Origin of the sequence: Prevotella nigrescens (assembly GCF_031191185.1) — a bacterium.
Lineage (GTDB): Bacteria > Bacteroidota > Bacteroidia > Bacteroidales > Bacteroidaceae > Prevotella > Prevotella nigrescens.
Genome location: NZ_CP133465.1, coordinates 2091801 through 2105254 on the forward strand (window position 1 = coordinate 2091801; position 13454 = coordinate 2105254).

Below are 13454 nucleotides of genomic sequence, written 5' to 3' on the forward strand. Positions count from 1 at the left end.
TTATTATGGTGTTGAAGAAAATACTCCTTGTCTTTCCATTGTTGCTGTACGGTGTTGCTGCTGATGCTCAAGACACGTTGCGTTCTGGTAAAATCATTACCAATGCGCAGCTTGTTGGCATTGGGCACGTTAATCAATTAGACACCTATCTCACACCAAGCGAATATACCGGAGGCGAAATTCGCTACGTATCGCATACGCTACGAGAGAATGGAACGCCACTCTTGCGTGAGATTATCCACCAGGCACACCTGTCGTACACGCACAACGCTTCGGAGAAAAACAACAATATAGGCGGACTGTATAACTTTCAATACAACCTGCACTACGCTTTTGGCAAATGGACTGTGGGCAATGGCACACTCGCAGCAACGGTTGGCGGCGGCATTGATGCCAACATAGGCTTTCTATACAATATGCGCAATGGCAACAACCCTGCACAAGCGTATCTGAACGTGAACCTGTCGCCATCAGCTTCGGCTGCCTATGCGTTCCGTTTGTGGGGCAGACCCTTCCAAGTTCGATACGAAGTGCAAGCTCCACTCGTAGGTTTGATGTTTGCACCGAACTTCGGACAAAGTTACTACGAAATATTTTCAAAGGGCGACTACGACCACAACATCGTGCCCACCACCCTTGTTTCCACTCCCTCACTTCGGCAAATGCTTACCCTCGATTTTACTTTGCACCACACCACGTTGCGCCTTGGCTATCTGGGCGACTTTCAGCAAGCACGCGTAAACGGTTTGAAATACCACACGTGGAGCAACCTTCTTGTGTTAGGCATCGTGCGAAAGTTCTCTATTTCAAAGATTATTCCGTAATGAAAAAGTATAAACGCCCCTTCCGCCACACAGCTTTTGTGCTTGCATACACATTATTTATAATGTCGTTCCTCTCGTCTTGCGTTACCAACGACGAATACCCGAACACCGTTCAGGGCAATGCCGAGGCACTTTGGAAGATACTCGACGAGCACTATTGCTTCTTTGAGCAGAAAGGAATAGACTGGAATGCGGTGCGAAACAAGTACTTAAAGCAGTTCGACAACTCGATGACAGAACGCCAACAGTTTGAAGTTATGGCAAATATGCTGTCCGAACTGAAAGACGGACACGTGAATCTATACACCTCTTTCAATGCTGCACGCTATTGGTCGTGGCGCGAAGACTATCCGCAGAACTATTCCGACTCGCTCTTGCGTAAATACTTGAAAACCGATTACTTGATAGCGAGCGGATTGGACTATACCATTCTCGACGACAACATTGGCTATTTGCGTTGCGAAAGTTTCCAACGTGGAATAGGAGCGGGCAACCTCAACGACATTCTTCTCTACTTCCAACCGTGCAGAGCCCTTATCATAGATGTGCGAAACAATGGCGGAGGTGCGCTTAACAATGCGGAGGAACTGGCTGCAAGGTTCACCAACAAGTCGGTACTTGTAGGCTATATGCAACACAAAACGGGGAAAGGGCACAACGATTTTTCACCATTGAAGCAGCAAATCTTAAAGCCTGGGAAGGGCATACGTTGGCAAAAGCCTGTGTTCGTACTGACCAACCGCAGCGTTTTCTCGGCTGCCAACGAGTTTGTAAAGTATATGCGCTGCTTCCCGAATGTGAAGACGGTGGGCGACCGCACTGGCGGAGGAGCAGGATTGCCTTTCTCTGCCGAGCTTCCCAATGGCTGGTCGGTGCGCTTTTCAGCTTGTCCGATGTACGACAAGGACAAGCAAATGACCGAATTTGGCATAGACCCAGACTATAAGGTAGACCTTACTTCCGAAGATTTTCATCGTGGCAAAGACACCATCATAGAGTTTGCGCGCCACCTTATATAATAATAAGGTAAGCTGCTTTTACGGAACCGTCAATACTCTTTTGGGATATTGATTTTCCTTTTCTTGCTTGAGACGGCCGCTGAAAATATGTTTGACTTTGTAAAGATAATTTTATTAAAAAGTGATAGCTGCGTTTTTGCATTCTAAAAGCGGTTGTTTCGCTTTGTAAAACCTATGCTATTGCCGTATAAAACCTACACTTTTGCAATGCAAAACAATGAGTCTTATAACGCATTGGTATTAGGCAGGTTATACAAGAAATATGTTATGACAAAATATTTACAGCCTTACGGCTTTCTTTTCGCTCCTGAAATGAATCGTTCCTGCTAAATCTCTACAGTCTTGTTTCAATGCTTTTTGAATAAGTTTGTGTGTCTTTTCATTAGTGTGGACAAGTCTGTGGTAAGTGTCCGAAGCCACCACAACAAAGCCGTTGTTATTTCCCTATAGTCTGCTATATTGCTATCTACAGTTTGCAATACCGTTGCACAATGTTCTAAAAATGTGCTATTATGTATTTTTTTGTACAAAAACATGGGTAAAAAGTTGGTAGTAAGCTATAAAATTCATACTTTTGGCAACAAATAACAACTAACTATAAGCAGTTAACACTAATAATTTTAAAAACGAAGAACGAACAAATGAAAACAGATTTTGAGATTGCTCACGAGGCAAAACTTGAATTAATTGATAGTATTGCAAAGAAGGCAAATATCCCAACGGACGAGATTGAACCATTTGGCAAGCACATTGCTAAAGTTCCTTACCGACTTATCGACGAGGAAAAGGTAAAGAAGTCGAAGCTGATTCTTGTTACTGCCATTACTCCAACAAAGGCAGGTATCGGCAAAACAACCGTCAGTGTAGGCTTGGCATTGGGTATGAACCGCATCGGCAAGAATGCAATACCAGCTCTTCGCGAGCCTTCGCTCGGTCCATGCTTCGGTATGAAGGGGGGAGCTGCAGGTGGTGGCTATGCACAAGTGCTGCCAATGGAGAAGATAAACCTACATTTCACAGGCGATTTTCATGCCATTACTTCGGCTAACAATATGATTTCAGCCCTGTTGGACAACTATCTGTACCAGCATCAGGACGATGGTTTCGGTATGAAGGAAATATGGTGGCGTCGCGTTTTAGACGTAAACGACCGCAACCTGCGCACCATTATCACGGGTTTGGGTGGTCGTACCGATGGTTTGCTTAGCGAAAGTGGGTTCGACATCACACCGGCATCAGAGATTATGGCTATTCTCTGCTTGGCTTCTGACGAAGAAGACTTGTACCGTCGCCTTGATAACATTATTCTTGGCATCACGCTTGAAAACAAGCCGCTCTACTTGCGCGACCTGAATGTTACAGGTTCTATCGTTGCTCTCCTGCATGAAGCCATCAACCCGAACCTCGTGCAGACCATCGAAAATACACCGGCGTTCATACACGGCGGTCCATTTGCCAACATCGCACACGGTTGTAACAGCATTTTGGCAACCAAGATGGCTATGAGCTGCTCTGATTACTGTATTACGGAGGCTGGTTTCGGTGCCGATTTGGGCGCAGAGAAGTTCTTGGACATTAAGTGTCGCAAGGCAGGAATATCTCCTGTACTTACAGTTCTCGTTGCTACTGCACAGGCTTTGAAGATGCACGGCGGTATCGATGTTGCAGAAATCAGCAAGCCAAACGTAGAAGGCTTGAAGGCAGGTCTTCCGAACTTGGACAAGCACATCGCCAACTTGAAGGCATTCGGACAAACCGTTGTGGTCTGCTTGAACCGCTTTGCCACCGACACCGACGAAGAATTGGCACTCGTAAAAGAACATTGCGAGGCTCAGGGTGTAGGCTTCGCCATCAACACAGCCTTTGGCGAAGGTGGAAAAGGTGCAGAAGAATTAGCACATCTGGTAGTCGATACCATCGAAAAGAAACCATCTGCACCGCTGAACTTCGTTTACGAAGAGAACGACGACATTGTTACAAAGGTTGAAAAGATAGCTAAAAAGATTTACGGAGCTGGAAAAGTGGTGCTGCGCCCTGCTGCTAAACGAGACTTGCAGCGCATTAAGGAACTCGGTTTCGAGAACTTCCCCGTATGTATTGCCAAGACACAGTACTCGTTTTCTGAAGATGCGAAGGCTTACGGAGTACCAACCGACTTCACCATTACCATTCGCGACTTCGTCATCAACGCCGGCGCAGGCATGATTGTAGCCATCGCCGGTACCATAATGCGTATGCCTGGTTTGCCGAAAAAGCCACAGGCAGAGAATATCCACGTAGTGAATGGCGTAATAGAAGGCTTGTCATAAAGCATTATCCATAACTTGCGAGCCTCGGAGAACGTTGATGTTTTTCGAGGCTTTTTGCTGTTTTACAATCTCACCAATATACAATTGGTTACAAAGACAAATAAATAAGGCTATTTATTAAAAATGTTTTTTTTCTATATATATATTATGTAGTTAGGTAAAATTTAAGTAACTTTGCGACTTAAAGTGGGTGAAAGCCTTATCATTCCACCTCTAAAACTCAACAATTGATAATTAAATAATAAATATATAATACTTCAAAGATGAAAATTTCATTTGAAAATCCCGACAAACTGAATGGTCTTTTGACCATTGTTGTCGAAGAAGCAGATTACAAGGAAGAAGTTGAGAAGGCACTCAAAGACTATCGCAAGCGTGCAAATATTCCAGGTTTCCGTCCGGGACAAGTGCCAATGGGGTTGCTGAAACGCCAAGTTGGTCCACAAGTAAAGATGGATGCCATTAATAAAATCTTGGGTGAAAATCTTCAGAAATATATTGTAGACAACAAAATACATATGCTCGGACAACCTATGGCTTCTGAAACACAAGAAGCAGTAGAGCTTGAAAAGCCGGCTCCCTATACTTTTAAGTTCGACATCGCTATTGCACCGGAATTCAATATCGAACTTACAAGTAAGGATACTATTGACTACTACGATATAAAGGTAGACGACAAGCTCATTGACAAGCAGGTGGAAATGTTCGCAAACCGTGCAGGACATTACGACAAGACGGAAGAATTCGACCCCGAAAAGCGTGATATGCTCAAGGGAGACCTTCGTGAACTCGATGAAAAAGGCAATACACTCGAAGGTGGTATCACCGTGGAAGGTGCTGTAATGATGCCTCAATATATTAAGGTAGAAGACCAAAGAAAACTTTTCGATGGCAGTAAGCTGGGCGATATTATCACTTTCAACCCACGCAAGGCCTATCCCGAAAATGACATAGAGATTGCTTCATTGTTGAAAATCGACCGTAAGGAGGTTGAAAAACATACCGGCAACTTCTCATATCAGATTACTGAAATTACTCGCTTCGTAAATGCAGAGAACAATAAGGAGCTTTGGGACAGCGTTTACGGTCCGGACGCAAACATCAACGACGAGGCTGCATTCCGTGCTGCCATTGCTGAAGGTGTAAGCAAGCAGCTCGAAAGAGACTCTGACTACCAGTTTATGATAGATGTACGTGCTTATGCAGAGAAGAAAGTGGGCGACTTGCAATTTCCAGACGCGCTGTTGAAACGCATCATGCTTGCCAACAACAAAGACAAAGGTGCTGAATTTGTAGAGAAGAACTACGAGGCAAGCATCAAGGAACTTAAGTGGCACCTCGTCAGAGACCAAATAGCAAAGGCTAACAACGTTAAGGTTGAAGACACCGACATACGCGAAAGTGCTGCACAGATGGCGCGTGCACAGTTTGCACAATACGGCATGAACAACGTTCCTGACGAATACGTGAACAACTACGTTGAGGAAATGATGAAGAAGCACGAGAACATCGACTCATTCATTGAGGCTGCACTCGACCGTAAGCTCTCTGTTGCATTGAAATCTATTGTCAAGTTGAAGAAGAAGTCTGTTTCTCTCGACGAATTCAACAAGCTCATGATGCCTGCAGAAGAGGCTGCAGCAGAAAAGCCAGCAAAGGCAAAGAGAACCAAAAAGGCTGACAAAGCTGAAAAGGAAGAAAAGTAAGCCAATGCCTACAAACCATTAACGCTTGTGCCCTGCACAGCAAATAATGGGTATAGAATAATAAAAGCAATATCCTTTCCACAAACTTTCAAACAAGAAAGCTGTTGGAAAGGATATTGCTTTTTTATGTTTTACAGAGTATTGCCCAGTCTTTTAAATAATAGAAACGCAGGTTCAGCAGAATTTTATTTCAGAAAATAATTTTCTTTTTTTATTGCTAAAGTCAGAAACAGAAAGTATATTCAATACGCAAAACATAAATTCTATAATTTGCATTACAGATAAGGGCGTAATTTTATCACGGTTCTGACACTACTTCGTGGTCAATAGCAATTATATGGCACCCATAATTTAAGTAAAACAAAACAACCTTCATTCAAGCAAAGATAATTTAATTTAAAAGTGATAGGAATGTATTTGTGTTGTGAAAGCATTGGTTTTACATTATAAAACAGCCGATATTGCAACGCAGAAATACAGTTGCTGCTTTTAAACAGAATATTCTTTACAAAGCAAAAATTGTCTTTAGCGTCTATCGCAATCAGATGAAGGGGAAACGATTTCGCAAACAAACATCTATGAATTAATTATTCTGACCTAAAAAAATAGAATAGGAAAGGCATCTAATTCGAAAACAGAGGACAAGAGACAAAGCCACCATGAAAAGCGAGTGCATTGGATTAAACCTGTGATACACTCGCTTTCTATTCTACTTTTTGTCTGCTTTTGCTTTCTTAATGTAGGTTCTAATCACAAAATAAACAACGACTAAAGCTACAACTATCAGGATACCGTCCTTGATATAGTCGTTATATTCCTCTATTTTTACAGTGAGCTGATTTTCGGGAACTACAGAATGGAGATACCAACCAAGTGTTGCAAGCACGCAGTTCCACAGTCCTGAACCGATAGCGGTATAAAAAATGAACTTCCAAAAAGTCATTTTCGACAAGCCCGCAGGTATCGAAATGATTTGTCGGATACCGGGAATAAGTCGCCCTGTAAGGGTTGCTATAACACCATGGTCGTAGAAATACTTCTCTCCAGCCTTTACTTTGTCTTCGTTCAGCAGGCAAAGGTGCCCCAATTTACTGTTGGCAAAGCGGTACACAATAGGCCTGCCAAGGTAATAAGCCGCGATATAGTTGGTTGTTGAACCTGCAACTGCGCCCAATGTGGCAATTATAACCACCCAGAACACGTTAAGATGCCCTGCCGCAGCGTGATAGGCAGCGGGAGAAACGATGAGTTCGGAAGGGAAAGGGATAACTGTTCCTTCGATATACATACCGAGGAAGATTGTCCAATAATTAAGTGTGTCTAAGAGAGACGAAAACCAATGCATTTTAAAATATTTCTTTTAATAATGTAATTCTGTATTTATGAAACTGTCGCTTGTTCTGTTTGTGGGGTGTCGGCAATATTTCTCAGCCAACTGCCACGGTAAATCCGTATCAAGAACATAGAACCACGGAACGTAAGTTCTACTGCCATTGCAAACCAAACACCACGCAAGCCATAGGTGGAAGCGAGGGCATAAGCCAGCGTAAGGCGCACGAACCACATAGAGCCAAGGTTGATTAGCGACGGTTTGAACGTGTCGCCGGCACCAACACATACGCTATAAGCCACGATGGCTGCAGCAAAGAATGGTTCGGCAAAGGCTTCAATGCGCAGGACGGCAACACCCAACTCTCTGATTTCGGACACAGGCGAGAGCATTCCTATCATTTCGGGAGCGAAGATATACATAACCACGCCCATAAACGCCATAACTGCCATACCGATGAAGATAGTCATATAGGCAAAACTCTTGCAAAGCTCTTTCCGTTTCGCTCCGACACTTTGTCCGACAAGCGTCGTTGCTGCTTCGGCAATACCGTAACCCGGCATATAACACAGGCTTTCGGCTGTTACGGCAAACGAGTTGGCGGCAATGGCAAAGTTGCCCAAGGGTGCGACAATCATAGTAGAAACCACTTGTGCGCCATTCATCAGAAGGTATTGCATCGCCATAGGCGCACCTATCTTTACAGCGTGAATGATATAATCCCACACCCATACAAAACGTTTGGTGTCGAGCTTCCACGCCAATATAGGACTTCGGAAGATAGCAAAATAGATTAAAGGAATGGCAGCTACGACAAACGACAGTAGCGTACCGATGGCAGCACCCTTCACTCCTAAACCAAATCCGAACATTTCAAACTGAAATCCCAATATGGTAAGTGGGCGCGTAGGAAAGATTAAGATGAAGTTAAAGACCACGTCCATAACGCACATCAACACGGAGATAAGGCTTGGGTGGCGCATATCGCCCGAAACTTTCAACATTGCAGCCGACAAATACTCTACCAAATGCACTGGCACTGCAAACGAAAAGATGAGAAAGTAGATGGAAGCGTCGTGCTGAATGTCGGCACCACCGCCCAACCAACGGGGCAACGGCGTAGCCAACAGTGCCGCAACAGCCATCAGTACAAGACTGAAAGCCAAACCAAAGATATAGCCGTGCCGCATTACGGCGCGCGCTTTCTCGAAGTCGTTGGCTCCAATGAAGTGTGCAGCTTGCACCGAAAAGCCCATTCCGCCCGCTGCAACCAACGAACCAAAGAGCCAGGTGGCAGGTTCTACCAAACCGATTGAAGCCGAAGCGGCTGCTCCTAACGAACCTACCATCGAGGCGTCGATGTAGAACATCATAACAGTAGTAACCTGTGCGAGAATGGACGGAATACTTAATTGGACGATGAGATTTAACTTCTCGCCCATCGTCATAGAACTGCCATTCCTGATTTTCTCTAAGAGCGCATCGGTTACAGTCTTGCTGAACACCATAATATATAAGGTAGGGTTGTAAAGGCAGACAGTATGCCCACCGTAAGTCTTCGCTGAGAGTTGGTTGGTATATCCTTAAATAATATCGGGAACCTTTGTTCCTGCTCTGTAATAAGCGTGCAGGCGCAAATCGAAAATCAAGTTGGAATAAGCTGGAATAGAACCGCTCTTGCTTGAGCCATATCCTAACTGATAAGGAATGTAAACCACCCAATGGTCGCCGATGTGCATATTCTGCAAGGCAGTAGCAACTCCATCAATAACACTTCCCTTTTCACCGCCGACCAAAAGCTGAGCTGGGCGTGATGTTTGTGGATTAAACACCAAACCATTGCCCCCCCAACTGCTATCGAACATCAGTCCTGCAGTATAAGTTGGTGAAGGTATGAGACGTCCTTGATAGTGCACTAACACCGAATCGGTATACAAAGGAGAGCCAGAACCAGTACCTTTCTCTAACTCGTGCACAATAATATAGTTTTCTGGTGTATAGCTTTTTGTTCCATCTCGTTTCTCTTGACTTTGATAAGTATAACTTAAGAGGAGTTTCCAAGAAGTATCACCATTGGCTATTTTCTGTTGCGTTATGTTGTAAAGATCGGTCCAATACTTTGTATTTTTGCTCTTCCAATTTGCAAATTCATCTGTATCTTTTTCGTTTTCAGAACAAGAAGACAGTAAGCCAACCGATGTTATAGCGGCAAACAACAGCACTACAGAAAAGAGAAAGCGATGTAGTTGCATTCTTAATTTATTATTATTTTGCATGATTTTTATTCTATCGTGAATATAAGTCTTATTCCTTCACATCGAGTTTCTTCAACAGTGAAGTTATGGAAACGCGGTCTTCAATGATTTCACGCAACCTTTCAATGGGCACACGCTCTTGTTTCATAGAGTCGCGGTAGCGCAAAGTAACGGTATTATCGGTAAGCGTGTCGCCATCAACAGTAATGCAGAAAGGCGTACCAATGGCATCTTGGCGACGATAACGCTTGCCAATAGAGTCCTTTGCCTCAATGGTGGTGTTGAAGTGGAACTTCAAATCGTCCATAATCTCTTGTGCCTTCTCCGGCAGACCGTCCTTATTGACCAACGGAAGCACTGCACACTTAACTGGAGCCAACGGTTCTGGCAAACTCAAAACGATGCGGCTTGAACCATTTTCAAGCTGTTCTTCGGTGTAGCTGTGGCACATAATGCTCAGGAACATGCGGTCTACCCCGATAGAAGTCTCTACAACGTAAGGCGTGTAGCTCTCGTTGCGCTCAGGATCGAAGTATTTTATCTGTCTGCCAGAGTACTTTTCGTGCTGTGAGAGGTCGAAATCGGTGCGCGAGTGGATACCTTCTACTTCCTTGAAACCGAATGGCATATGAAACTCGATGTCTGTTGCAGCATTTGCATAGTGCGCTAACTTTTCGTGGTCGTGGTAGCGATAGTTCTCGTCGCCCATACCAAGCGCCTCGTGCCAAGCTAAACGGTGCTGCTTCCAGTAGTTGAACCATTTCATTTCCGTGCCTGGTTGGCAGAAGAATTGCATCTCCATTTGTTCAAATTCGCGCATGCGGAACACGAACTGACGGGCTACTATCTCGTTGCGGAAAGCCTTTCCAATCTGTGCAATACCGAACGGCAGCTTCATACGACCAGTCTTCTGAACATTCAAGAAGTTCACAAAGATACCTTGTGCAGTCTCCGGACGTAGGTAAATCTTGCTCGACGAGTCGGCAGAAGCACCTATTTCGGTTGAGAACATCAGGTTGAACTGTCGCACATCGGTCCAGTTCTTTGTTCCGCTGATAGGGTCTACGATACCTTCATCGAGTATAATTTGTCGCAGTTCCGCAAAGTCTGAAGCCTCCATAGCCTTAGCATAACGTGCATGAAGCTCGTCGTGCTTGTGCTGATGCTCCAACACACGAGGATTGGTGGCACGGAATTTGGCTTCATCAAAGCTGTCGCCGAATTTCTTTGCAGCCTTGGCAACCTCCTTATCTATCTTTTCTTCGTACTTGCCGAGCTGATCTTCTATCAGCACATCGGCTCTATAACGTTTCTTTGAGTCACGATTGTCAATCAAAGGGTCATTGAAGGCATCAACGTGGCCGCTTGCTTTCCATATCGTAGGGTGCATGAAGATGGACGAATCGATACCAACGATGTTGTTGTGGAGCAGCACCATTGACTGCCACCAATACTGTTTGATGTTGTTCTTAAGTTCTACACCGTTCTGACCGTAGTCATAAACCGCTGCAAGACCATCGTATATATCGCTACTTGGAAAAACAAAACCATATTCTTTGCAATGGCTTACTATCTTTTTAAACGTATCCTCCTGTGCCATAATATATTTCTTTTATCTCTGTTTGTTCGGAATTTGGTACAAAGTTACGGCTTTTTAATGAAACAAGGGTACTAATAAGTATGAAAGTTTGCGAAACAAGCATATTACAAAACCTTTTGCAACATTATTCGTATACCAAATAAACGTCTCTTTCGCAAGTATAAGATATATCTTCAAACTTCTCATCACAGATACCGTTCTATAAAAATGGGTAACCCAAGTTTTTTATAATAGGAACAAAGAAAAAAGGAAACATAATTCATTGTCTTTGCTAACGTCTATCATTTATTAGATTAAGGTCAGTCTTTTGAGTACATTTATGCTACCTATGGATAAAGACAGATAGACTAAAAGTATTAAGGTTCAAATTCCTTCAAGAAATTCCATCTGTATTACAATATAAGCCGACTAAATCAAGACAGATTTTACATTAAAGTTGTAAATAGTTTTTGACATTGAAAACAATCACTTCACTTTGTACGCAATCTCGTTAAAATATAGAGTTTCCTCCCAAAGTATAAGTAGTCATCCCTTAAAAACTATATTTCAGCATAGAGCTTGTACTAGCAAACTCTATGCTGATTCTTTTTATAAGGTACAAAAGAACTCTCATAGCTCTTTTGAAGTTATATGCTGCGGCAGCTAATAATACATTGATAGCATCTCCTTTGACACCTTTATAAAAGTTGCGAGATAATCGGTGGTCTTCTTTAAGATGTCCTATCGTTGGCTCTATACCAGCTCGTTTACAAAATAGTTTGTGTTTCTTTCTCTTTTGGTAGTAGCTGTCTTTAGCTTTAGGAGTGTCTGGGATGAGTATCTTTGTCTGCCCCATCTGCTTTATACCTCCTATACCCTCTATCTCCTGCTAACTTATCAACCTGCCTTCCTGTCATCCTTTGGGTTTGTTCTAGCGTCTTTTCGATAGTATGCCCATCATATTCATTCCTAAAAGAACATGCACCAAGAATAAGTCCTGACCATGAGCGAAGAATAGATACTTTATTGCCAAACTCATATTGCTTATGGTCCTTACCCTTGCTGACGCAAACTACATCTGGTTCGTGCAGAGAATATACTTTGTTCTTTGACTTCCTATTCTGAGAAAGAACTCTGTAATATAGCTCAAACATCTTCTCATATCCTTTCCTTCCCACAAGATTACGCTCTAGCTCTCTTACTAATCTACCTGCTATGGTCTTCAGTTGCCTATCTGCCTTAAGAGCTTTCTTACGATTCTTGGGATGATTACGAAAACGTTGGGAACGGTAAATTCCTTTCAAGGTACGCGTATAACTCTGTCGTAGAGGGAGACAATTGTCATGAACTATCTTCAGAACGTTTTTGATTATCTTTTTATGCAACTTCGCATCTGTAGGATAGGTTATATTCTTCTCCTGCACGGTAGAATCAATGAAAGCCGTATCAAAATGATCTTCGTTATCATGGTCAGTATTAATGCGGATGCTCTCGGCTAATATTAACTCCATACCTTTCTCACCTATACGATTTCTGAAATGAACTAACTCGGAAGCGTCACAGGGCTCTTTTGGCATAAATTCAAGTCCACCACAGAAATATTGGTAGTAAGCATTCTCGCTCCATTGAGAAACCACCATTTCATCTGACACATTACGCAAATGTTTTAAAATTAAAAGACCACACATCAAGCGAATAGCATGGGCAGGGCGACCATTAGTGCTGCAATACAAAGGAGAAAAAGCATTTTCAAAACATTCCCAATTAATCTTATTACTAAGTTGGAAAAGGGGATGTTCATGGCTAAGCATGTCCTCTAAAGAAGAGAACATAGAAAGCTGTTTGGATGTACGTTTAAGCATAAATATCTGCAAGATTTATAATGTAAAGGTACAAAAACTTGCAGATATGAGCAAATAATTTACAGGATAATATACTATGAATCAGGAGAATATTAGGTTTTTAAGGGAGAACTAAGTAGATGGTAAAAGCTATACCGATAAGAAAGATTGTCCTTTCTTGGACATACCAAGAAACGAAACCAACTACTATTATGGGATAAGAAAAAGATGACACCTTTCCCTTTTTAAAGACACCACCTAACTAACAAAATTTATCAGTCCGAAACGTATCAACCTATATGCATACAATCAATTAACCAAAGATGACACCTGATTTAACCTCTGTAATTTCATCATCAGATTTATTGAAATACTTGATTCTCATTAAAACAATTGATACTCATTTATTGCCGTCCAGTAGAACTTTTATCTCCCAATCTGTGTACGAGAAATCATCTTTAATACAACATCTTTTTACATTAAATCCAAAATACAAGTCTTTTTGTAAGAAGAACAAGCGTTTTGATAATACTCATTAAAATACCTGCACCCATCATACAACACTTATACCGGGAAAAACAAAAGGGCCCT

Annotated in this window: 8 protein-coding genes and 1 pseudogene; 4 read left to right on the top strand and 5 right to left on the bottom strand. The window is 42.7% G+C overall.

Annotated elements, in window-relative coordinates; all coding sequences use genetic code 11:
* Positions 1 to 5 precede the first annotated feature (5 nt).
* The 4 genes from RDV52_RS11105 (at position 6) to tig (ending at position 5858) form a co-directional block, all read left to right on the top strand.
* Positions 6 to 824 carry a DUF3316 domain-containing protein gene (locus RDV52_RS11105; RefSeq protein WP_004365451.1) on the top strand — a complete coding sequence of 273 codons (819 nt, stop codon included), beginning with the start codon at positions 6 to 8 and terminating at the stop codon, positions 822 to 824.
* Positions 824 to 1843 (top strand): S41 family peptidase, encoded by a 1020-nt coding sequence (locus tag RDV52_RS11110; RefSeq protein WP_004365448.1) that lies wholly within the window; start codon positions 824 to 826, stop codon positions 1841 to 1843. The genes RDV52_RS11105 and RDV52_RS11110 overlap by 1 nt, the downstream gene beginning before the upstream one ends.
* Before the next feature lie 641 nt (positions 1844 to 2484).
* Positions 2485 to 4152 carry a formate--tetrahydrofolate ligase gene (locus tag RDV52_RS11115; RefSeq protein WP_004365444.1) on the top strand — a complete coding sequence of 556 codons (1668 nt, stop codon included), beginning with the start codon at positions 2485 to 2487 and terminating at the stop codon, positions 4150 to 4152.
* A gap of 263 nt (positions 4153 to 4415) precedes the next feature.
* On the top strand, positions 4416 to 5858 hold the full coding sequence (gene tig, locus RDV52_RS11120) for a trigger factor (protein WP_004365442.1): 1443 nt from the start codon (positions 4416 to 4418) through the stop codon (positions 5856 to 5858).
* 709 nt (positions 5859 to 6567) lie between these two features.
* On the opposite strand, the gene RDV52_RS11125 is transcribed toward tig, so the two are convergent.
* The 5 genes and pseudogenes from RDV52_RS11125 to RDV52_RS11145 form a co-directional block, all read right to left on the bottom strand.
* Complete coding sequence (locus RDV52_RS11125) at positions 6568 to 7203, bottom strand: DedA family protein (RefSeq protein ID WP_004365435.1); 636 nt, start codon at positions 7201 to 7203, stop codon at positions 6568 to 6570.
* 35 nt (positions 7204 to 7238) lie between these two features.
* Positions 7239 to 8696, bottom strand: a complete 1458-nt coding sequence (locus RDV52_RS11130; RefSeq protein ID WP_004365433.1) for an MATE family efflux transporter — start codon at positions 8694 to 8696, stop codon at positions 7239 to 7241.
* Positions 8697 to 8771: 75 nt separating this feature from the next.
* Positions 8772 to 9464, bottom strand: coding sequence for an FKBP-type peptidyl-prolyl cis-trans isomerase (locus RDV52_RS11135; protein WP_004365430.1), 693 nt, complete (start codon positions 9462 to 9464; stop codon positions 8772 to 8774).
* A 28-nt stretch (positions 9465 to 9492) separates the two neighbouring features.
* Positions 9493 to 11043 (bottom strand): glycine--tRNA ligase, encoded by a 1551-nt coding sequence (locus RDV52_RS11140; RefSeq protein WP_004365427.1) that lies wholly within the window; start codon positions 11041 to 11043, stop codon positions 9493 to 9495.
* A 532-nt stretch (positions 11044 to 11575) separates the two neighbouring features.
* Positions 11576 to 12884: pseudogene (locus RDV52_RS11145) on the bottom strand (IS5 family transposase).
* Between the last annotated feature and the right edge of the window lie 570 nt (positions 12885 to 13454).